Source organism: Bacillus sp. KNSH39, from assembly GCF_052656585.1.
The window spans coordinates 1,635,780-1,659,602 of the sequence record NZ_JBQXYO010000001.1 but is presented as its reverse complement, the minus strand read 5'-3'; the positions used below and the strand labels follow the sequence as shown (position 1 = coordinate 1,659,602).

The following is a 23,823-nucleotide window of genomic DNA, read 5'->3' as shown; positions in this document are numbered from 1 at the left end:
TATAATAAATTTATTCGGTAAAATAAATTTGACCGTTTATGTAAAAAAAATCGTATTACGATTTTTCTTCTTTTTTAATAAATTGCTGCATTGTTCTCTCAGCGATTTGAAGTGCAGTAGTAGAAATATAATAAGGTTTACTATTTGGATCTTTATCTGCACCTTTTGTGATTTCGTTTAATTCAGCCATTAATTCATAAAACTTTTTTACCCACACTTGAAATTGTTCTGGCGTAGCATCAAATTCCCAGCAGGATGAAACGTAATTCCACTTAGCTGGATCTTCACTTGCATTTCGTAATGTAAAAGCTTCTTCTGGTGCAGCGAGAATTTGGCTTTTCGTTCTTTCTATCATTTGTAAAAAGATTTGGCGACCTGATTCGCTTACTATTTCTAAATGAGGTAATAGATCTGCAGCAGGGGTGAAGCCTTTCGCGACAGATTGATAAAACTTTTGAACAATCCCATTCTTTTCTTCTGTATAAACGATCTCTATAAGACCATTCTTTTCTAATTCTTTTAAATGATAATGAATTTTCGCCCTTGAAATGCCGAATTTCTCAGATAGTAATTGTCCAGTATAAGGACGTTCGCATAGACGTATCATCATTTCGGAACGTAGTGGATCGCTTAATGCTTTTAGTTGGCTATAAGTAGTTAGTGTTAATACGGGCTTCAAAATGATCAACTCCTTAAATTAAATTACTCGGTCAAGATTATTTGACTGAATTGTATCAAGGATCTTAATTATTTTCAATACTTTCTGAAAATTTAATCTTAATCTCTGTAATCTTCTGTTCATATTCCGTTCATATTTCTTTTTTATGATAAGTGCATAGAAAGAAAGAGGAAGGAGCGAGCGAAATGTTTTTAGCTCTGCGTGAATTAAAACAATCAAAATTACGATACGGATTAATCGGATTGATTATGGTGTTATTATCATTTTTAGTCCTTGTTATTTCAGGATTAGCAAATGGATTATCATATGATAATGCTTCATCGATTCAAAATATGGAGGCAAATAAGTTCGTTTTAGCAGATGATGCGGAAAATAAATTACTTCGTTCACAAATTAAGAAAGACGATGTAGATAACGTAGTAAGTCAAGTAGGCGAGAAAGAGGCAGTTCCGTTTCGTGTGAAAGTTTCAACATATGAAAAGAAAGATAGCTCGAAAAAGGTTGATATCGCTATTTTCTCAAGCGAACGAGATTCATTTTTAGAACCGAACATTGTAAAAGGGGAGAAATTAGGTACAGCAAACAACGAGATGGTTGCTGATGAATCGATTAAAGAGAAGGGAATCGATATTGGAGATACAATTATCGATCCTGTTTCAAAGAAAGAATTTACAATCGTCGGATTTACGAAAGATCAAATGTTTAGCCATACACCAGTCGTTTATATAAATGAAGACGTATGGGGATCTATTTCACAACCAAACCAAAAAGATTATAGTGCAATTGCACTTAACACAGATAAAGAAATTAAAAATGCTCACGTTATCGATAAAAAAGAAGTACTGCAAAGTATTCCAGGATTTAAAGAAGAGCAAGGAACATTAACGATGATCATTGCGTTCTTACTTGTGATCGCTGCGTTATTAATCGGTGTATTCTTCTATGTTATTACACTACAAAAAACACAGCAATTAGGTGTATTAAAAGCAATTGGTACGAAGAACTCGTATTTAGCAAATAGTTTAGTCGTACAGGCGTTATTCTTATCAGTCGTTGCGATGGTAATTAGTATCGTTCTTGTACAAGGATTAGAACAAATTTTACCAGCGGGTATGCCGTTCTTATTAACAACACCGATGATTGCACAATACGCAGCAATCTTTATCGTAATTAGTATTTTAGGAACACTTATTTCGTTATACCAAGTATTAAAAGTTGATGCATTAGAAGCAATTGGAGGCGGGATGTAATGACTTCATTATTGAAATTAGACAAAGTAAGTAAAGTGTACGGAGAAGGGAATACGGAAGTAACAGCCCTTCATCCGATGTCGCTTGATGTGAAAGCTGGAGAGTTTATCGGAATCGTCGGTCCTTCTGGATCAGGGAAAAGTACGTTATTATCAATCGCGGGTGCATTATTATCACCGTCAAAAGGGGATATTTACATTCGTGAGCAAAATATTACACAGTTATCAGAAAAGGAAATGACAGATATTCGTTTGAAAAAAATCGGCTTCATTTTCCAGTTCGCAAATCTTGTTCCATATTTAAATGTAAAAGAACAATTACTTTACATTGCTAAGTTAAAAAAAGAAAGTAAACAAGAATCAGAAAAGCGTGCGGATCATTTATTAGCGGCATTTGGATTAGGAGAAAGAAAAAATCATTATCCAAATCAACTATCTGGTGGGGAAAAACAAAGGGTAGCAATTGCTCGTGCGTTCATGAACAACCCAGATTTAATATTAGCGGATGAGCCAACGGCAAGCTTAGACTCAAAACGCGCACGTGAAGTTGTTGAAATGATGAAACGTGAAGTGAAAGAGAGCCAAAAAGCAGCAATTATGATTACACATGATGAAAGAATGCTTGATGTATGTGATCGTATATTGACGCTTCGAGATGGACAGTTAATATAAAAAAAGGAAAACCGTACATGTATGTGCGGTTTTCCTTTTTTTAATGGATTTATTTAGAGAATAACGTTTTAATTTTATTACGAGTAAGTAATAAAATCCCGCCTAATACAGATAGCATTCCTAGAGCCATATTGTTTGATTGCTCGCTACCAGCGTTAGGAAGTTCTTTAGCGTTATTGTTTTTAGTACCATTATCTGCTTGCGTTTGTTTAGACTGTGATACTTCATTAATCTTGTTATCAACATTTTGCTTCGTTGTATGTAACTCAGCTAATTTGTCGTCAATTTTTTTCTCAGTATGCTTAAAGTCGTTGATTTTAATATCTAAGTCTTGTTTTTTCTTTGTTAAATCGTCTGAAACAGTTTGTTTCGATTGTTTAATTTCGTTAATTTTATTTAGTAAATCTTCTCTAGCCTTTTGTAATTCAGCTAGTTTGTTTTTTACATCTTGTTTAGCTAGTTCTAAGTTAGCGGAAAGACTGTCTAAATTGCCTTTAATTTTCTTAAGTTCCTCTAACGTGTTACCAGTATTCGGCTTGTTTTCTTTTAGTTCAGCGAGTTTGTCTTCAGCAGTTTGTTTCGCTTTCTTTAACTCAGCTAATTTTTCATCTACTTGTTTTTTAACTTCCTTAAGTTCATTAACCTTTTGATCAATGTTCTCTTTATGTTGCTTCATTTCATTCACTTTTTCATCGACAGTTTGTTTATGTTCTTTAATCTCATTCACTTTGTTATCGATATTTTGTTTATGCTCTTTTACTTCAGCAACTTTATCTTCTACTTGTTTTTTATGCTCTTTAATTTCAGCGATTTTATCTTCGGCGATTTGTTTGTCTTGCTGAAGTTTTGCATCTAACTCTTGTTTATGTTGTTTAATCTCGTTAATTTTTTCATCAGCAACTTGTTTACGTTCATGTAGTTCATTCACCTTCGTATCAACATTTTCCTTAACCTTGTTAAGTTCATTCAATGTTTGATCCACGTTTTCTTTGTGTTGCTGTAATTTCGCATCTAACTCTTGTTTATGTTGCTTAATTTCAGCTAATCGATCTCCCGTACTTTGCTGAGGAGTAGCATCATTTACTTCCGCATGAGTAGAGTTCGCGCCAGCAATCATTGCTAAAGCTAGTGTAGACGCAGCAATTGTTTGTTTTGTTTTCATATTTTTGTACCTCTTTTCTTTCATATGCATGAGCTGTTTTGTGTAAAATTGAGCATATAGAAGTAGATTCTTCCATCATTATATACCATCTGTGCCGCCTAGAGGAAGTATTTGCATAATAATCTATGATTATGTAATTTTTATAATCTCTTATTTGGGGTAGGGGAGTACTCTTTAGCAAGATGGACAATTTTTAATATAGTAGAGTTTACATCCTTACTGTTACGAATAACAAACAAATAATCAGCTTCATTTTCTATAGGATCTACTACATCATCGTGAAGTGATTCAGTTTGTTGTCGATCAAGTACTTCTTTGAAACTAGAATATCCACCTCTAAAAATATTCGTACTTCGCGTGCTTCGAGCCACTCTTTCGTAAAGTACATCATCTGGAATGTCAAAATGAACTAATATGCGTACATATTCATTCTGTGGAAATAATTCGTTTAGTAAATAGAATCTTCCGTTTTTACTGCGATTGGAATTACAAATAATAAGGTGTAAATTTGTATGTTCTTTCGCATAATCAACAATGAATTTTGAAAGACCGTGCTTAAATGTATTAGCACCTTCAGCCGGCTGTAATTTTTCGTAATGCGTGTTAATAAATTCAGCTTGGTTGTCTTGATCCATAACGAAAGAGTGGGATAACTCTTTTTCTAAAGCTTTTGCAAATGTAGTTTTACCGCTGTGTGTTTTTCCTACAGTAATAATGACGAATCGTTTCATATTGGCCTCCATTTGTATTGTTATGAACTGGAATATTCGGTGTAGATCGAAATCTTCCTGCTAGAGATTACACAAATTGTTGGAGCGTTAGTAGGCTGGAAACTTGACAAAAAAACTTATTTGTGCTATAATTTACCAATATAAAAATAAGGTGTATAATAGGGTTCTCCTGGCCAGGGGAACCCTATTTTTGTTGTGAAAATGAAGGAGAGTGTATGTGCGTGAAACAAGGTGAAGCAAGTGTAACGTCGTTAGTATCAGCTTTCAGCAGGGCATATCATAGTGAATTTGATAATCCGAAAATCTTTGATGATTATGTAGCTAAAGAGTTCATTTCGCCAAAAGAACGAATTAATATTGAAACGAATATGGTTCAAGGAATACATTTCTTCAATACAGACATTGCACAGCAGTTTCAAGATAATCCACAAGAAATATTAAAATGGATTACACAAGTGCAATTATCACCAACACCTTTAGCACGTGCGGCATATTGTGAAAGAGTATTACTACACGAGATTACGCTGGGAGCGAAACAATACGTTATACTCGGTGCGGGATTAGATACATTCAGTTTTAGACACCGAGAATTAGAAAATAAAATAGAAGTATTTGAAGTGGATCATCCTTCTACGCAGGTGTTTAAGAAGGAAAGAATAAAAGAAACAGAACTTGAAGTTCCAAAAAACCTTCATTTTGTTTCAATGGATTTTACGAAAGGATTTTCCTATGAACAGTTACGCAATGAAGGATTTGAAAATAAAAAGACTTTCTTTAGCCTTTTAGGTGTTTCATATTATTTAACGAAAGAGGAACTTTCCAGTTTAATAGAATGTCTATTCGAGATGGTTCCAGAAGGAAGCTCTATCGTTTTTGATTATCCAGATGAAAACTTATTTACGAAAAAAGGACTGTCCAATCGAGTTGAAAATATGGTGAAAATGGCTGCGGTAGGCGGAGAACCGATGAAATCATGTTATTCTTATGCTGAAATGGAAGCACTGTTAGAGAAGGCGGGCTTACTTATTTATGAGCATTTATCACCAGAGGACATAAATACATTATATTTTGAAGGACGAAATGATTATTTGAAAGCTTTTGAGACGGTGCATTATGTACATGCGGTGAAGAAGTAAGGAATTAGTAGGCATGGGGAGGAATCTCTGTGTCTTTTTTGTATTAAATTTCCTGCCCTCGAATAAAGAACAGTAAAACCCCTAAGCATGTAGATCTTTGATTTTTATTACAATTTTGTAAGGTTAAGTAATGAAAATCGATAGAACTAGATATGTGAATAGGATACTCTAATTAACGGATAGAATATTCTGAAAAAAAGGGCGGAGCAAATGAAGAATAGACAAAAAGCATCGATAATATGCAAAAGTATTTTATGTTTAATTATTTGCATATTTATTACGAATGAAGCATGGTTTACAAATGTGGTGAGGGCAGAATCGGGCACGCTGACTGATAGGAGTATAGAGGATTTCAAAAAAAAGCTGGATGAACAGGTACCAAAATGGCAGGAGGATTATGAGGTACCCGGGGTTGCAATAGGAATTGTGCATGAGGGACGTATTGCTTATACACTTAACTACGGTTATGTAGATAAAAAGACAAAAAAAGCGGTGAGTGATGATACTTTGTTTCAGGCTGGTTCCATATCTAAAAGTCTTACAGCGTGGGGAATCTTGCACCTTGTAGATGAAGGGCGTTTATTACTAGATGATCCCGTTGGAAAATATCTGACCAAATGGAAATTATCTAATTCAGAGTTTAATAATAATGAAGTTACGATAAGAAGATTGTTAAGTCATACAGCAGGGCTGTCTGCACATAAAGGATATCTCGGGGTTGCACCAGGGAAACATCTTGACTCTATTGAGGAGTCTCTGTCTGGAAAAGGATGGCTTAATGAACCAGTGGAAGTTACCAATAAACCAGGTTCAGAAACAATTTACTCTGGTGGCGGATATACAATTTTACAACTTGTAATTGAAGAAGTTACCGGAATACCGTTTGATCGTTATATGGAAGAACAAATTATGAAACCTTTAGGAATGAAATCTAGTTCATTTTTACAACGTCCTGAAAACCATAACCTTTCAAAAGCTTATGGTTATTTTGGAGAGGAGCTCCCTAGTTACCAATTTACCGAACAGGCTGCTGCAGGTCTTAAGACAAATGTTACCGATATGATGGCATTGATACTTGCAAGCATGGATGCAAATAATAAAGGGAATGGTGTCATCAAAAGTGAACGTGTTGAGGAAATGCAAAAGCCGATATTAGGGGAGAATGGTTTAGGTATATTTGAAAAAAAACTATCTAATCAATGGAAATTACTTTATCATTCTGGTGACAATCGTGGCTGGCATTCTTTTTATGGTTTCATTCCTAATACAAAGGATGGATTGGTAATCCTTACAAATGGTGAAGGTGGTATAGACTTACGACAGGATATTTACCACGCATGGATTGAATATGAAACTGGAAAATTACCTGAAAGTTACTTCGCTCTAGCTGAGCAGAGAAAAACTAACTTCATTACATCAATTGTTATTGGCACCACATTTAGTATATATTTGCTACTGTTTGTGATTAGTTTGTACAAAGGTAGAAGAACGTTCATTTTTAAGCAAGCGAAGAAATCTTACATCGGATTAGTAGTTAGGACATTTTTACTTATTATTCCTGCTGTTCTCGTTTTTTGTGCTGCCAATTTGTGGAGAGTGTTTAGTTTGAATTCCGGTAATACAATAAATTTCATTCTAATAATGGTATGGATTATAACATTATTAATTAGTGGATTTTTCCCGAAAATTAAAAGTAATAAAAACAACGTATGAAACGAAAAGATTTAACATCAAAATTTACATGTATGTAATGTAAAAGACTAGAAAGCTAGATTGGCGTGAATCGCGAATTGTGGAGTGCAAAAAACAACAAAATCTCTTAAAAAACACTTAATTTTTTATTCCATCTATCTTTACAATCCCTCCTTATAATGTGAATTGGACAAGCACCTAAGAGAAAGCAGAACATGTCAGTTTGTACATTCTATTATTAGGGGGAGAATTTGTATGAAAAAGACAGTTGCTTCGTTAGCAGTTATGGCGGCATTATTACCGACGTTTTCAGTGCATGCGGAAGGGAAAGAGCAAGCCCGAAAATCAGCTACAACTTTTAACGTTATTAGTGATATTCAAGGGGATTTAGGGGATTTTGATCATGTGCTAAAAGATATGAACAAAGTGACGCCACTTTCTAGAGCGCTTATTATGAATGGGGATATAACGCCGACTGGACAACAGTCACAATATGATGATGTAAAGCGTGTGTTAAATAAAAATAAGTATCCGGAAAATGTATGGTCTACTGTTGGGAATCATGAGTTTTATGCTGGTAAATGGACAGCAGATGGAAAACTCTCTCAAAGTACATGGCCAAATGGTGTAAATGAGGAAACTTTATTTAACCGATATCTGAAATTTAGTGGACAAGAAAAGGTATATCATAAAAAAGAATTAGACGGTTATCCGTTTCTATTTTTAGGAACGGAAAAATATATGAAATACCACGATTCAAAAATGTGGGACGAAGTATATATGAGTGATGAGCAATTAGGTTGGTTAAAACAAAATTTAGAAGAGTATAGTCAAAAAGATAAAAATAAGCCAATCTTTATTTTCTCTCATCACGTTTTACCTGATACAGTATCTGGATCAAGACAATCACCGTACTTACAAGATTATTTAAACATCGATAAGTTGTACGATATATTAAAAGACTATCCGCAAGTTGTTTTCTTTACGAGTCATACGCATTGGGATTTAAACTTACCGGACTGGGCTGGTAAAAAGAAAATTAAAGGCGGAGATGAAAAAGGTTTCACTGTTGTAAATACGGGCGGGATTGAAACAGGCTGGATGTCAGCAGGACCAAATGGAGGAGAGAAAACTGCTCCAGATGGCTATTCATTTAAACAAGGGTTACAAGTGAAAGCATATGGTAACGATGTAATTGTGACAGCTTACGATTACAAACGTGATAAGGATATAAAGAAGTTATTAATTAGTGATTCAAAAATTGCGCAGATGGCACCAAATGTAACGGCAGATGATAGTAAAAATATAATTGTCGGAGCAACTGAATATATGGAGTATTCTATAGAAGGAACGAATGAGTGGCATACGTATAGTCAAGCAAATCCTCCGAAATTTGATGGAGATAAAACTGTATACGTACGCCATAAAGGTGAAATGAATTTAGAGCCGGGATTAACGCAGTTACTTCGTTTTTCGGTAAATAAGTGATTGGAGGGAGTCTGCATTTGAATGTGTGGGCTCTTTTTTTGTTGATGGGAAAGGGGTTGCCTGTCTGTCGTTTTTTGTCGATAGATCGATATATTAAGAAAATCGTTGATATACTGCAAGTTACGATCGATATATTTGAAAAATCGTTGATATATTTTAAGTAATGAACGATATATTTAAAAAATCGTTGATATAAATTTCATGTACCGTAATTAAGTTAAAAGCATTAATACGGTTTTACTTATCAAAATGAAATTCTAATACATTTTTAACCGAGAAAGATGACTTCACCATTTTTACGTGTAATAATAGTAACGTTACATATATTGTGAAAGAAGTACAAAAGGAGCGTTACAATGAATTTAGCTAAATTCCCGAGAAAAAAATATACAGAATCATATACACCAATTGAAAAGTTAAACAATTTTTCTGAAGCACTTGGTGGTCCGACTATTTATTTTAAACGAGATGATTTACTTGGTTTAACAGCCGGTGGCAATAAGACGAGAAAGTTAGAATTTTTAGTTGCAGATGCACAGGAAAATGGTGCAGATACGTTAATTACAGCTGGTGGTATTCAGTCAAATCATTGCCGCCTGACACTTGCTGCTGCGGTAAAAGAAAAAATGAAATGTATCCTTGTATTAGAGGAAGGGCTTGAGACAGAAGAGAAGAGAGACTTTAACGGAAACTATTTCTTATATCACTTATTAGGTGCTGAAAACGTCATTGTTGTACCGAACGGAGCAGACCTGATGGAAGAAATGCATAAAGTAGCAAAAGAAGTAAGTGAAAAAGGAAATACACCATATGTAATTCCAGTTGGTGGATCAAACCCTACAGGCGCAATGGGATACGTTGCTTGTGCGCAAGAAATTATGGCGCAATCATTTGAGCAAGGAATTGATTTCAGTTCAGTTGTTTGTGTAAGTGGTAGCGGCGGTATGCATGCTGGTTTAATTACTGGTTTTTCTGGAACACAAAGCCATATTCCTGTAATCGGGATTAATGTAAGTAGAGGAAAAGCTGAGCAAGAAGAGAAAGTAGCAAAACTTGTAGATGAAACTTCAGCACATGTTGGTATTCAAAACTTTATCTCGCGCGACGCTGTTACGTGCTTTGATGAATATGTAGGACCAGGCTATGCGTTACCAACGCCGGAAATGGTAGAGGCAGTTCAGTTACTTGCGAAAACAGAAGGTATTTTACTTGATCCAGTGTATACAGGTAAGGCAGTAGCGGGATTAATCGACTTAATTAGAAAAGGTAATTTTAATAAGGAAGACAATATTTTATTCGTACATTCAGGTGGTTCACCAGCTTTATATGCGAATACTTCTTTATTTGCGTAAGTGTAAAAAGCATTGGGTATCCAATGCTTTTTTGTTATATACTGGAATTATTGAGAGGTAGGAGGATGATATGAATTCAAATTTAAAATGGATTATATATACGGTACTCGGCATTTCTATTCTATTAATCTTATTTGTGGCTTATGGGGTGTATTCTTATTTTACATTTTAAAAGCGTAATGGAAGTGAACCATAATGTAATGTATGTTATAGTTTGATATGTTAATTAATTACAATACTTTCCACAAGGAGAATACATAATGAGAGCAAAGAAACTAGTAACGTTAGCAGTTCCATTTATGCTGTTAGTCGGATGCGAGGTAGGAGATAAAGATTCTACTCATAAGACTGAGCAAACTAGTAAAGCAATAACAATACTTTCCGAACAACAGTATCCGTACTACATATGTGAGCAAGTGGTAGAGTTCCAATTTAAGAAGGATGAACTATTACTAAACTTAGGAGAATCCTTAAAGGATAAAGAAAAAGCAAAAGCTGTTTTAAAAACATCAAACGAGATAGATAAAATTTTAGATAATATGGAACACATAAAAGTACCTGATACATACAAAGACATTCACAAATCCATACAAGAAGGGGTAACAGAGGCAAGAAAAGCAACGAAGTTAATTAAGGATGCTGGTAAAGAAGATAAACAGAAGATTCAAGAAGCTGCAATGAAAGGTACTGAATTTTTATCAGGTGTAGACGGAGAGCATTGGAAAAAAGCAGTTTATGAGTTATCACAGGAAAACAAAGATGCTTATAGTAAGGCACTTGATAAGAAAGTAAAGGAGTACTCAAAGTAAAACAGTAACTTGTAACAATACATATCCACCTAAAATTTCCGCGAATGCTATGCTAGGAAGTTAGGTGGGAGATTACTGTCCTTAAATGTGGCTGATTAAAGCTACAGCCACATTCTCCTGTTCTAATTAACTAAAAGAAGAACTTCCCCATCCCGATTAAACTACTGATCATTCCTATTCCACTCATGGTGCCTTTTCCTGCTGTAAGTAAGTTTCCAAGCAGTCCTAGCTGACCGTTACCTCCGTTATTTCCCCATCCTATTGGGGCCCACGGACCACCCCATCCTGGAGGGTTTCCAAAAACACCCGAGTTATTGGTATTGAAATGAAAAGGCTTGGCTGGCGGCGATAATAAAGCTGCAAGATGACCTTGTGCGAACATCCCTGTATGATTGAATGGTTGCGCCCAGGGGAAGGGAGGTTTTTGAAAATTAAAACCTGCATGACCTGGTAATGGAGTCCAATTAGCAGGGTGACCTTGTGGTATTATCCCTGCATAATTAATTGGCTGCTGCCCCAAAGAGAAGGGAGGAGGTTGGGGATTGAACCCCGTATAATTGGCTGATGAATCCCAACTAACTGGATAGACTCGGTAACTCCAATTCTCAGGAAGCTTTAAATCATTCATTACCTCAGACGTAGTTATTTCGGGCTGTGAATATAATGAAATTTGGTTAGTATATTGTTCCCCGTTTCCCTTTGAATTCAAATACCAATATTGGTCCATACGCTTATTCTCCTCACTTTAAAAATGTAATGTTAGACTTAGCCTATGTAATATTCCTTTTTATGGATGGTTACATAACTAGATCTACAAGCCTGTATTTAAAGGAATGGGTGCGTGGTCTTTTTGATTTTTCTCGCTGCCTGTAAAATTCCCATTGATTTAAAGTTTCACTTTATTTTAGAAGGGGATTTTCAGTTGCTTATTTTGTGTATTTCAGCCTAATTTAAATTCCGTTAACAAACGTTTTTATAAAGGTTTCATCAAGAAAAAGATTTTAAAATGGTATGTTGAGCAAGTGGAATTGCTAAAAAGAGAATATCCATTCGAAGAGTTTGGCAAAATACTGCAAGGGTAATGTTTTCTTGTGCAAATATGTAAACGATTTAAACGAATCAATGAAATTTATAATGAAGGGGCAATTAAATATATGAGTGAAACATTACATAAAAGAAAACCACCATATGTAATGCTTGTAATCCTTTTTATTGGGGCATTTGTTTCATTTCTAAATAACTCCCTTTTAAATGTAGCCTTGCCATCAATAATGAAAGATTTAAACATTCAAGATTATTCAACGATCCAGTGGCTTTCTACAGGGTATATGCTTGTAAGTGGTATATTAATTCCGGCATCAGCATTTTTAATAACGCGTTTTTCAAATAGGAGCCTATTTATTACATCTATGGTGATTTTTATTCTTGGTACTGCCTTAGCGGCTGTAGCACCGAACTTTGGTTTATTACTTACTGGTCGGATGGTTCAAGCGGCAGGCTCTTCAGTTATGGGACCTTTGTTAATGAATATTATGCTAGTAAGCTTTCCGAGAGAAAAAAGGGGAACAGCAATGGGGATTTTTGGACTAGTTATGATTACAGCTCCAGCAATTGGACCGACACTATCAGGTTATATTGTAGAGTATTATGACTGGCGCTTGCTTTTTGAAATGATTTTACCGTTAGCAATCATTAGCTTACTGTTAGGGATTTGGAAATCTGAGAATGTCATGAAACAAAATAAAAATACAAAACTTGATTATCTCTCATTACTATTATCTTCTGTCGGTTTTGGCGGTTTGTTATATGGATTCAGTTCTGCAAGCTCCGATGGCTGGACGAATAAAGTTGTCTTAACAGCCTTAATCATAGGCGCTATTGCCTTAATTGCTTTCATTATCCGTCAATTAAAAATGGATGAGCCGTTATTGGATTTACGTGTTTACAAGTACCCAATGTTTGCACTTGCGTCTGTAATTGCAATTGTTAACGCGGTGGCCATGTTTTCGGGTATGATTTTAACACCAGCTTATGTACAAAACGTCCGTGGTATTTCGCCGCTGAGCTCTGGGCTGATGATGCTTCCAGGTGCGGTAATAATGGGGATTATGTCACCAATTACAGGTAAACTATTTGATAAATATGGTCCTCGGATTCTTGGCATAGTAGGGCTTTCCATTACAGCTGTTTCAACTTATATGTTGGCAAGTCTGCAAATTGACTCTAGTCATACACATATTATTCTTATTTATACACTGCGGATGTTTGGGATGGCGATGGTGATGATGCCACTTATGACAAATGGTCTTAATCAATTGCCAACTCGCTTAAATCCGCACGGTACAGCTGTTAATAATACAGCTCAACAAGTGTCCGGTTCCATTGGTACTGCTATTCTTGTTACGATTATGAACTCTGTAACAAAAACAAAAGCTGAAAGTTTAATGTCTCATATAGATCCAACAACCTTCACAGAAACTACGAAGGCAATAGTAACTCAGAAGGCTTTATTATCCGGAATTCAATATTCATTCTATGTAGCGCTTGGCATGAATGTTGTTGCACTACTATTAGTTTTTTTCGTTAAACGTGTAGACACAAGTGCGGAAGCCGTCGAGAAGTTAAATCGGTAGAGAAGAATAAAACGTTAGATAATGATTCCTACAAGTTGTTTGCTGATTAGATAAACTATAAAGAAATACAAATTTTTGCTACTAAGGCGCCGGTATTTAAAATGGGAAAAGAACTGAAAGAAGCAGTGACATAATTATATAGTGAAAGAGGACCTGATGTTCATATCAGGTCCTCTTTCATTAGTAACACGGTATATTGCTTATTGTAGTGGTTTAACTAAACCACTGATTTTTCAAATACTACAATCTTAAGCTCGTCAACTTCTCTATTTTGGGATGTTTTAGAAGAAAATGAATCAAAATAATCATTTTCATGAACAAATACAAGAGATGAGATCCGTTTGCAATTTCTCATAAACATTACAAGTTTAGATTATCTTTTAATACCAACATTAAAAGGCTCCAACTATATTTATTCGCTTCATTTTAATTTAGTATTTTTCTACAAGTTATAAATCTAATTGCCAAGCTTATACGCAATATCATAATCATGAATAGTTAGGGAAAAGATAAAATAAGGTAATCAATTACATATCTTTATCCCAGGCGATTAGTTGCTATTTCCTCTTTATTAAATGGGATATGTTATCCCGCATTAACGGGCAGTAAGACCCCCACCTCAAAATTTAGCGGAAGCAAAGAAGTTAGGTGGGGGACCAACTGCCCGTAAAAGCCCGATTGGTTCAACTAATAATCAGTGGGGGATGAACAAAACCCCCACTGATTAAAGTTTCACTTTATTTCATGCTTTTTTGAAAGGGTGTTTTAAATGGAAAAAAAAGTATCTGCCATTCCTCAGCCGAAAACATATGGACCGCTGGGTAATCTCCCATTAATCGATAAAGATAAACCAACCCTATCCTTTATCAAGATAGCGGAAGAGTATGGTCCCATTTTTCAAATTCAAACTTTAAGTGATACCATCATTGTCGTTTCTGGACATGAATTGGTAGCAGAAGTCTGTGACGAAACGCGGTTCGATAAAAGTATAGAGGGTGCTTTAGCAAAAGTTCGTGCCTTTGCTGGGGACGGATTATTTACTAGCGAGACTCACGAGCCTAACTGGAAAAAAGCTCATAATATTTTGATGCCTACATTCAGCCAACGGGCAATGAAAGATTACCATGCCATGATGGTCGATATTGCTGTACAACTCGTTCAAAAATGGGCACGGCTTAATCCGAATGAAAACGTAGATGTTCCGGAGGATATGACTCGTCTTACGTTAGATACAATTGGTCTATGTGGTTTTAATTACCGATTCAATAGCTTTTATCGTGAGACCCCTCATCCTTTTATTACTAGCATGACCCGTGCTCTAGATGAGGCGATGCACCAATTGCAGCGGCTGGATATAGAAGACAAACTTATGTGGAGAACGAAACGTCAATTTCAGCATGATATTCAATCTATGTTTTCTTTAGTAGATAATATTATTGCTGAACGTAAAAGTAGTGGAGATCAGGAAGAAAATGATTTACTTTCCCGTATGCTAAATGTGCCAGATCCGGAAACTGGTGAAAAATTAGATGATGAAAACATTCGTTTCCAAATTATTACTTTTTTAATAGCTGGACATGAGACAACAAGTGGATTGTTATCTTTTGCAATTTACTTCTTATTAAAGAATCCGGATAAATTGAAAAAAGCCTATGAAGAAGTAGACCGTGTTTTGACAGATCCTACTCCAACATACCAACAAGTTATGAAACTGAAGTATATACGGATGATTTTAAATGAATCGCTACGTCTATGGCCTACCGCTCCAGCATTCAGTCTCTATGCAAAAGAAGATACAGTGATTGGCGGGAAATACCCAATTAAGAAAGGAGAAGATCGTATTTCTGTTCTTATTCCACAGCTACATAGGGATAAAGATGCATGGGGAGACAATGTGGAAGAATTCCAACCTGAACGATTTGAAGAGCTGGATAAGGTTCCTCATCATGCTTATAAGCCATTTGGAAATGGCCAGAGAGCATGTATCGGTATGCAATTTGCACTTCATGAAGCCACTCTTGTAATGGGAATGCTTCTTCAACATTTTGAATTAATCGATTATCAAAACTATCAGCTGGACGTAAAACAAACATTAACACTAAAGCCCGGTGATTTTAAGATTAGGATTCTACCCCGAAAACAAACTATTAGTCATCCTACTGTTCTTGCACCTACAGAGGACAAGCTGAAAAACGATGAAATTAAGCAACACGTCCAGAAGACACCTTCTATTATTGGGGCCGATAATCTTTCACTTCTTGTTCTGTATGGCTCGGATACAGGTGTAGCAGAAGGTATTGCAAGAGAATTAGCAGATACAGCTAGTTTAGAAGGAGTTCAAACGGAAGTGGTAGCTCTTAACGATCGAATTGGAAGTTTGCCAAAAGAAGGAGCGGTACTTATTGTGACTTCTTCTTATAATGGAAAACCGCCAAGTAATGCAGGGCAGTTTGTGCAATGGTTGGAGGAACTAAAACCAGATGAGCTAAAAGGGGTTCAATACGCAGTTTTTGGTTGTGGAGATCATAATTGGGCTAGTACCTACCAACGGATTCCAAGATACATTGATGAGCAAATGGCTCAAAAAGGAGCAACAAGATTTTCTAAACGCGGAGAAGCAGATGCAAGTGGTGATTTCGAGGAACAGCTTGAGCAATGGAAACAAAACATGTGGTCTGATGCGATGAAGGCATTTGGATTGGAGCTCAACAAAAATATGGAAAAAGAGCGCAGTACTTTGAGTCTGCAATTTGTCAGTCGTCTTGGAGGATCTCCTCTTGCACGAACATATGAAGCAGTTTATGCATCTATACTAGAAAATCGTGAACTTCAATCATCCAGCAGTGATAGAAGTACACGACATATCGAGGTATCTTTGCCAGAAGGCGCTACATATAAAGAAGGAGACCACCTTGGAGTGTTGCCAGTTAATAGCGAGAAAAATATCAACCGAATTTTAAAACGTTTTGGATTAAATGGGAAGGATCAAGTTATACTGAGTGCAAGTGGACGAAGTATAAATCACATACCTTTAGACAGTCCTGTTAGTTTATTGGACCTTCTTAGTTATAGTGTTGAAGTTCAAGAAGCTGCCACTCGAGCACAAATACGAGAAATGGTAACATTCACAGCATGTCCTCCTCATAAAAAAGAATTGGAAGCATTATTAGAAGAAGGAGTTTATCATGAACAAATATTAAAGAAACGGATTTCAATGTTGGACCTTCTTGAAAAGTATGAGGCTTGTGAAATCCGATTTGAACGCTTTTTAGAACTTCTCCCTGCGCTCAAACCGCGTTACTATTCTATTTCAAGCTCTCCACTCGTTGCACACAATCGTCTGAGCATTACGGTCGGTGTTGTTAATGCACCTGCATGGAGTGGGGAAGGGACATATGAAGGAGTCGCTTCTAATTACTTAGCTCAGCGTCATAATAAAGATGAGATTATCTGTTTCATTCGAACGCCACAATCAAACTTTGAATTACCTAAAGATCCAGAAACACCAATTATTATGGTTGGGCCAGGTACTGGAATTGCACCATTCCGTGGATTCTTGCAAGCGCGTCGTGTTCAAAAGCAAAAAGGTATGAACTTAGGACAAGCGCATCTATATTTTGGTTGTCGTCATCCTGAAAAAGATTATCTTTATCGTACAGAACTAGAAAATGATGAAAGAGATGGATTAATCTCTTTACACACAGCTTTTTCTCGTTTAGAGGGACATCCAAAAACATATGTACAGCATTTGATAAAACAAGATAGAATCAATTTAATTTCGTTATTAGATAATGGAGCTCATCTTTATATATGTGGTGATGGAAGTAAAATGGCTCCGGATGTAGAAGATACCCTTTGTCAAGCATATCAAGAAATTCATGAAGTCAGTGAACAAGAAGCAAGAAATTGGTTGGATCGTGTGCAAGATGAAGGGCGATATGGAAAAGATGTTTGGGCTGGTATATGAATGTTTCTTAATTAGTTACGTATTAACTAATGAATTTCTTTCGAATAAATTTCACTTTATTAGTATAGTGTATTTAGATGAATAGTGATTAACCAGATTATTTAGTATCTACTAAATAAAAAACAGGACCTGATATACATCTATCAGGTCCTGTTTCACATAGACATTATACATCGATATTTTCCACACATTATCAATGTTTGTAATGTAGTTAGCCTTTTGAGTCAGCTATAAAATCAGATATTATTTTTTCGATATCGAAAGGAGTAATCCCTTTATTCAAAGAGAAAATAGTTTCTGCTTTTTCGATGTCTTGAACGAGTTCACCTCTAGCTTCAATATGTAATCGGAACAAGTCATATAAATTCGGTTTAACTAAATTAGTTAAAGCCTTTCCAACTAGTATCATACCTTTTTGATTAGCTTCGATGGTATTATCATAAGTTAGATCTCTTGTAAGAGACAAATCTGTCCAAATCAATTTTCGTTCCTTTAAGTCTAAAATAACTGGAATAGAGATTTGGGTGTCGGCAGTAATATCCACTTTATCTTGAACAGTAGAAGGTTCAAATATTTCACCTGAACCAGGATATTGGCGAACCATCCAACCAGTAAAGCATTCTGGTAAATCTTTATATGGTTGGTCTGTGTAAGAAAGCAAAGTCATAACTACATAGCGTCCACCATATTTCAGCACAGACGGAATATCGAAATCAATGAATTCAGATGCTCCCTTTGGTGCAGAAGTAATATCTCCGCTATGGTAGGCTTTGAAATTTTTTGAACGTAAGTTCGTGAAGGATACATGTTCTTTGTATTGCCAATCTTCGTCGTACATTGCAGCAGACAAATCAATGTCAACACGTCCTGTATGTTGTCCATTCACATAGCCTTCTTTCCACCATAGGAAAAAACGAATCGTATCTCCTTCTGGCAAATCTACTTTACTTCCTCGAGATAATGTGCGAAGCGCTTTGCTGGCTGAACGTTGAGAGAAGGGAACTAAGTGATTTTTTAACTGTTCATCCAAAAATACTTTTCCGAGACTTGGAAGTTCTGCGAAGCGATTTTTTAAAGTATCTTCACACATTTTTACAATCATTAAACAAATATCCTCTGAGATAAATGGAAGTGTATTTTCAATACCTATAGCTTTTGCTACATTTCCCTTTGGAAAAAAGGTGCGAAATTCATTTTTATCATTTCGATGCTTAAAATGAGCCGTGAGTTGAAGTAATACAGGAGTAGAAACGTCTCCTATTATACTTAGAAACTCTTCGAGAATATTGAAAACATCTGTTGACGTATCACTACATAAACGGATTAAATGATCCAAGCGTCTGGCAAATTCCCCCGGGCGAGTTTTTAAAAGATTTTTCGCTGTCATGATATCACGATTCAACAAAGCTGCTTCTATTTTTCCATTAAATGTTTCAACTTTAATGTTGTTGCGAAGCATCTCAAATGCTCGGTGGGTTTTTGGGAAACGAGTATGATATTCTGCTGGATGAAGAATTTCACCTAAACGAATCCAACGTTTTTTGTATCGAATCATATCTTCGGTAATGTTTCCGCATTGCTCTAACAATCCTAAAAGGAAGCGTCTTTCTACTCGGTTAAACTTCTTGAATCGAACGGAGGATGCTAAACTCACATCACCTTCAGATAAAGCAACTGCAAGGCGAAGAACATCAGTTGCTGTTTTAAAATACTTTGCAGCAGCATCGGCTGATATTTTTCTGTTTATTAATAAAACCCCAATTATAAAAGACATATTTTCCTTATGAGGAATTACATTAGGTAGAAAACAGGAAACATCTTCAGTGTGTGTAATAGCCCATTCTACATCTGTCTTATCAGTTGAGGAAATAGAGCTGTTTGCACGAATCAATTGAGAAATCATTTGATTGAAATCTTCTTCACTTCCTAAGTCAATAACTTTCAAATCAACGCTATCTAAAAGAGGAAGTCGTTCTTCTACTTTTGATACAGGTAGGCGCAACGTCACATAATGAATAACGGCATTGATGTATAAATCAGCGTCACTTAAATCCATCATTTGTTGCGGAAAGTTTGGATACATAGGAGTAAACTGAATATGTGCACCAACCATTTTTTTTAAATGTTTTACCAACTCTTTGTAAAACGATGTGAATGCACCAACCGAAAGTGTTTGCAACTCTTCTAGTAAAGGCTCAGAAAAAGTAAATCCTAAACTTTCCAAGTTTTTTAAAGCAGTGGCTAAATACATGTTCGGTAGTTTATTTTCTTCTCTTTTTATAATTACTTTCAAACTTCTTCTTATATAAATAGAATTTTTCATGAGAACGCCGATTATTCACTCCTTATAAAAGAGGGGAATAGTCTGACTGTCCTCCTTTCAGTGGTAGATTTTTATTTTTACATGCATAAACACACTAATTGTAGAGAAATGCACTGAGGGTATAAAGCTATTTTTTAGTGAAAAATTAGGGGTATAACATTTAGTTGTTAAGTGGTAATTTGTTAATTAAGAAAAGAAAACCTCTACATCAATGGTTGATAAACTAAAGTTTATTCAATCCCAAAGAAGAAAGAGGTTTTATAGTCTAATTATTTTCATAGGAAATTGACAACTCTAAAACAATTTGAAATTTCTACAAAGAAGGAAGAATTGTCATAGCCTATGTGTTTAGCAGGAAAGTAACATCCCTATTTCGCCAAAGAAGTTAGAAGGAAGGAACGTCATAGCCTGCTTTATTAGTATATTCTCTTGCGGAGAGCAATTCAAGTATACAGTCTGATTTTTTTAAGTTTTCTTAAATGGGAATTTTCATGTTTATCCCGTATTAACGGAGTATTTTTATTTTTGATATATTATGGAATGGAGTTGAATGAGTATTATAAATACAAAAGGTGAAATTAAAAAAACAAAAAGAAAAGTATTACTAACTATACTTACTATGTTAGTAATTATAATTGGATTTGGATATTGGAAACTTTTTAGTTTGCAATATCCAAAAGGGGAATTAATTCGAACAGTGAAATCTCCAGATGGAAAATATCTCATCAAGACTTATTTTCATAATGCAGGATCATTAAGTGCGGATGCTGTTAGGGGTGAATTAGTTAACCTTGATACAGATTCAGAGAAAAATATATATTGGAATTATCCAGATACCGATCCATATATTGAATGGGTAAATAAGAATATTGTTAGAATTGGAGATCAAACTTTAGATGTTTCGCAGAAAGAAACCTATGATTGGCGTGATGATGATAAGCACGTTAAAGAAATGCCTAAACAGTTTATTAGATAAAACAAGAAAATTTAAATGTATTTAATCTTATTTGTTTAACTATAGATAGTATTATATGAGTGAAAGAGTCCATTTAAATCTTCTAAATGGACTCTTTTAGGTTTCTAGATACGACTACTGATAAAAATGGAATAAACTTGTTACTTAGGTTGTCTATTAAGTATACGTATAAAACAGGTGTTCATGATAGTTCGCTCATTTTATCCCGCTATTTGCCCGTAAAAGTCCGACTGATGAGGGCTGATTAAAGTTTCACTTTATCCTTTACTGTATCTTGTAACTACATTTTGCCTTGCTGTAAAGAAACAAAAAACATTTTTCTTATTCAATAATTCCAATTTCTAGAGCTTTTTGAACAGCTTCTTCTTTGTTGCGGACTCCTAGCTTTGTATAAGCTGTGGAAGCATAATTTCTGACCGTACCATTCGATAAATATAACCTTGATGCTATGGTAGTGTATCGAAGTCCCTTGGCTACTAGTTGCAATATTTCTATCTCCCTAGCTGTTAGCTCATAAGCGGTTGCTTTTGATTGTGGTGTCTCTTTTTGCTCATCAAATTTCTCAAATATTTTGTGAGACATTCCCTGATCAATCAGTGTCCCACCTTTGTGAATAAGTCGGATCGTATTAGCTAGCTCCAATGTTTCAATGGATTTGAGTAAAAAGCCATCCGCACCGTTGCGAAGCGATTCCAACGCCTGTTCGGTATCCTGAAAAGTGGTAAAAATCAATATGCGGATATGTGGCCATTGTTGCTTAATCTTTTTGGTTGCTTCGACTCCATCCATGTGCTGCATATCTAAATCCATAAGTATAACATGGGGTTGAAGGCGCCCACACAAATCGATGGCTTCATTGCCATCCTCGGCCAAACCGACTACATTTAAATCTTCATATCTATCGAGTAGTGTCCTCAAACTTTCCCGAACAAACGGCTGGTCGTCTACAATTAACAAACGAATAAGTCCATCTTTTATTTCAGTTTGTCGCGGTATGGTACATGTAACAAGCATTCCTTCATCTGGCTTTGTATATACAGACAATTGACCTTGCAAATTCATTGCTCGTTCTTTCATTGCATTCAGACCGAAGCCTTCCTGCCATTCTACATTTCCTTTTCCATTATCTTGAACTTCTAATCTCGTATATTGTTGTTCAAACTGCAATGAAACTATAATTTCAGTTCCTTGACCATGACGTACTGCATTCGTAAGGGACTCTTGTAAGCAACGAATGAACGCTATCTTCGCTTGCCGAGACATTTCATATTCCTCTCCGTATGCCCGAAAACTTACATTAACCTGAGCGTGCTCCTGAAATTCGGCTCCAAGATTTTGGAGAGATTGAATTAAGGAAGGCGATTGGCAAGGAGACTCCATTTGATGTAGGTAACCTCTCACGTCCTCGATGCTTTTACGTCCCATTTCAAGCAGAGAATCTAGCCTCTGTATACCCATTTCAGTAGCAAGTTCGGTGCGCAACGTTTCCATCCCCATAATAATAGAAGTATAAGCGTGACCAACTGTATCATGAAGCTCACTCGACAGTCTGTTTCGTTCTTCCGCCAGTGTAATGCGTTCAATCTGAGACATATATTGCTCAAGTACTGCGTTTTGTTTACGAATTGATTCATTTTGTTTATGATTGACGATTAATAAATGAAAAGCGAAGCCCATTACATATGCGAATCCATAATAGGTGACCATAATCCAATAGCTATTACTTGGCGAGACCGCATAGAAAATTCCAGTTGTTATAAAAACCGTTATTGGAGCTGTCCAATAATAGGACAAATGCTTACTATTCGCAGCAATTAGAAACACCGATATAAGAAATGTGTTGTAAGCTTCTGGAAATAATAAGGTTAAATATATACATAGTCCACCATATAGCAGTATTTCTGTGAACAAATAATATTTATAATTGAATAGTAAGGCTACCCATGGAACAGAGAAGGCAATAATTTCCCAAAGAATAATAATCCAAAGTGGTAATGTTAAACCATCCTGAAAATTTAATGTAGCTAGAATGATAGACACACTAGCAAGTAGGCGTACCCCTAACATAATCCAATCATACCAAAACCAATACTTAACCATATCTAACAAGTCCTTTACCCCCTAAATAGCCTACCATTTTACTTCCTATATAATAATTTAATCCTTCCTGCCTTATTATACTTTTTAATTTAAAACTACGATACTACTCACAGACTGCAAACTTCTATTGATTTAGTTGCCGAATCATACTACGTGTATAGCCCCCAATTTTCTTTGTCAAACCATCGACTATTCTAATACTTATGGCGGTAAATACTATACCCATAAACATTACAAAGAGTGACTTGGCAAAAGTATCTATTTGTATAAATATAATATTCATATCGATGTATCGATACAGTAGTGGTGCCAACAGGAACATAAGTGGCATTACGTAAAAAATGATTGCACTAATGAGACTGAAAATGCCAATCGTAAATTTCTGCATTAGCCAATAGACAGCACACCAAGTGCGACGATCTGTTAGCACTAATTTCACCTGAGACCAGTTCGATGTATCCATTGTTATACTTCTATCGTAAGAGTCTGTTGAAATATCTGTATAAATTTTCGTCTGTATGCGCTCGAATTGGATAAAGGGTGTGGTAGTCTGTAGTACGCGCATAATTAATGGAATCCCAACAACAGTAAATGAAAGGGTTAAACTAAATAGCAGAGCTATTAGGTAAAAACAAAAATAAAACAATCCTGTACCGAAAGTTAGCAATAAAAAATAACCATTATGGATGAATCTTGATTTCATAAAGTTCATCGCTCCTATCTGTGTAATAACCGAATCATACTGCTTTTTTTGTCATTCTCACTAGTGTAAAAGTGTCATATGACAGTTCTAAATGATGTTAAAAAGGGGAGAGCAGCTTACTTCTGGTTAAAAAAGATGCTTTTATCCCGCT

General features: G+C 35.6%; 16 protein-coding genes and 1 pseudogene. 10 read left to right on the top strand and 7 right to left on the bottom strand.

All coding sequences use genetic code 11. The annotated features are described in order from the left end of the window. Positions 1–55 precede the first annotated feature (55 nt). A complete protein-coding gene (locus tag ACUL40_RS08275) occupies positions 56–679 on the bottom strand; it encodes an ArsR/SmtB family transcription factor (protein ID WP_000805797.1) in 624 nt (207 codons plus the stop codon). A 185-nt stretch (positions 680–864) separates the two neighbouring features. Here ACUL40_RS08275 and ACUL40_RS08270 point away from each other — a divergent pair, with 185 nt between their 5' ends. Then, a complete protein-coding gene (locus tag ACUL40_RS08270) occupies positions 865–1,929 on the top strand; it encodes an ABC transporter permease (RefSeq protein WP_000477770.1) in 1,065 nt (354 codons plus the stop codon). After that, a complete protein-coding gene (locus ACUL40_RS08265) occupies positions 1,929–2,600 on the top strand; it encodes an ABC transporter ATP-binding protein (RefSeq protein WP_000202612.1) in 672 nt (223 codons plus the stop codon). The genes ACUL40_RS08270 and ACUL40_RS08265 overlap by 1 nt, the downstream gene beginning before the upstream one ends. A 49-nt stretch (positions 2,601–2,649) precedes the next feature. Here ACUL40_RS08265 and ACUL40_RS08260 read toward each other — a convergent pair whose 3' ends face one another. Beyond that, positions 2,650–3,762 (bottom strand): LPXTG cell wall anchor domain-containing protein, encoded by a 1,113-nt coding sequence (locus ACUL40_RS08260; RefSeq protein ID WP_000851034.1) that lies wholly within the window; start codon positions 3,760–3,762, stop codon positions 2,650–2,652. A gap of 140 nt (positions 3,763–3,902) precedes the next feature. Beyond that, positions 3,903–4,493, bottom strand: coding sequence for an AAA family ATPase (locus ACUL40_RS08255; RefSeq protein WP_000819859.1), 591 nt, complete (start codon positions 4,491–4,493; stop codon positions 3,903–3,905). A gap of 215 nt (positions 4,494–4,708) precedes the next feature. Between ACUL40_RS08255 and ACUL40_RS08250 the strand changes: the two genes are divergently transcribed. The 5 genes and pseudogenes from ACUL40_RS08250 to ACUL40_RS08230 all read left to right on the top strand — a co-directional run bounded on the left by ACUL40_RS08250 (position 4,709) and on the right by ACUL40_RS08230 (position 10,970). Continuing rightward, entirely contained in the window at positions 4,709–5,629 is a 921-nt protein-coding gene (locus ACUL40_RS08250) for a class I SAM-dependent methyltransferase (protein ID WP_011110235.1), read from the top strand. A 210-nt stretch (positions 5,630–5,839) separates the two neighbouring features. Beyond that, positions 5,840–7,380: pseudogene (locus tag ACUL40_RS08245) on the top strand (serine hydrolase domain-containing protein). A gap of 196 nt (positions 7,381–7,576) precedes the next feature. Further along, a complete protein-coding gene (locus ACUL40_RS08240; protein WP_229174724.1) occupies positions 7,577–8,809 on the top strand; it encodes a DUF4073 domain-containing protein in 1,233 nt (410 codons plus the stop codon). A 356-nt stretch (positions 8,810–9,165) separates the two neighbouring features. Then, on the top strand, positions 9,166–10,161 hold the full coding sequence (locus ACUL40_RS08235) for a D-cysteine desulfhydrase (RefSeq protein ID WP_326038418.1): 996 nt from the start codon (positions 9,166–9,168) through the stop codon (positions 10,159–10,161). A gap of 260 nt (positions 10,162–10,421) precedes the next feature. After that, on the top strand, positions 10,422–10,970 hold the full coding sequence (locus ACUL40_RS08230; RefSeq protein ID WP_001201796.1) for a hypothetical protein: 549 nt from the start codon (positions 10,422–10,424) through the stop codon (positions 10,968–10,970). A gap of 130 nt (positions 10,971–11,100) precedes the next feature. Here the strand turns inward: ACUL40_RS08230 and ACUL40_RS08225 are convergent, their stop codons facing one another. Continuing rightward, entirely contained in the window at positions 11,101–11,697 is a 597-nt protein-coding gene (locus ACUL40_RS08225) for a hypothetical protein (RefSeq protein ID WP_242245191.1), read from the bottom strand. Between the two features lie 427 nt (positions 11,698–12,124). On the opposite strand from ACUL40_RS08225, the gene ACUL40_RS08220 reads away from it, so the two are divergent. Next, a complete protein-coding gene (locus tag ACUL40_RS08220) occupies positions 12,125–13,603 on the top strand; it encodes a DHA2 family efflux MFS transporter permease subunit (protein ID WP_242245190.1) in 1,479 nt (492 codons plus the stop codon). A 769-nt stretch (positions 13,604–14,372) separates the two neighbouring features. Continuing rightward, positions 14,373–17,570 (top strand): bifunctional P-450/NADPH--P450 reductase, encoded by a 3,198-nt coding sequence (cypD, locus tag ACUL40_RS08215; protein ID WP_074047365.1) that lies wholly within the window; start codon positions 14,373–14,375, stop codon positions 17,568–17,570. 211 nt (positions 17,571–17,781) lie between these two features. Here the strand turns inward: cypD and ACUL40_RS08210 are convergent, their stop codons facing one another. Then, complete coding sequence (locus ACUL40_RS08210) at positions 17,782–19,893, bottom strand: TerD family protein (RefSeq protein WP_445422825.1); 2,112 nt, start codon at positions 19,891–19,893, stop codon at positions 17,782–17,784. A 550-nt stretch (positions 19,894–20,443) separates the two neighbouring features. Here ACUL40_RS08210 and ACUL40_RS08205 point away from each other — a divergent pair. Continuing rightward, positions 20,444–20,869 (top strand): DUF5412 domain-containing protein, encoded by a 426-nt coding sequence (locus tag ACUL40_RS08205; protein ID WP_000022545.1) that lies wholly within the window; start codon positions 20,444–20,446, stop codon positions 20,867–20,869. Positions 20,870–21,190: 321 nt separating this feature from the next. Here ACUL40_RS08205 and ACUL40_RS08200 read toward each other — a convergent pair whose 3' ends face one another. After that, entirely contained in the window at positions 21,191–22,978 is a 1,788-nt protein-coding gene (locus tag ACUL40_RS08200) for a response regulator (RefSeq protein ID WP_445422826.1), read from the bottom strand. 115 nt (positions 22,979–23,093) lie between these two features. Continuing rightward, positions 23,094–23,672, bottom strand: coding sequence for a sensor domain-containing protein (locus ACUL40_RS08195; protein ID WP_000842190.1), 579 nt, complete (start codon positions 23,670–23,672; stop codon positions 23,094–23,096). Positions 23,673–23,823: the final 151 nt, after the last annotated feature.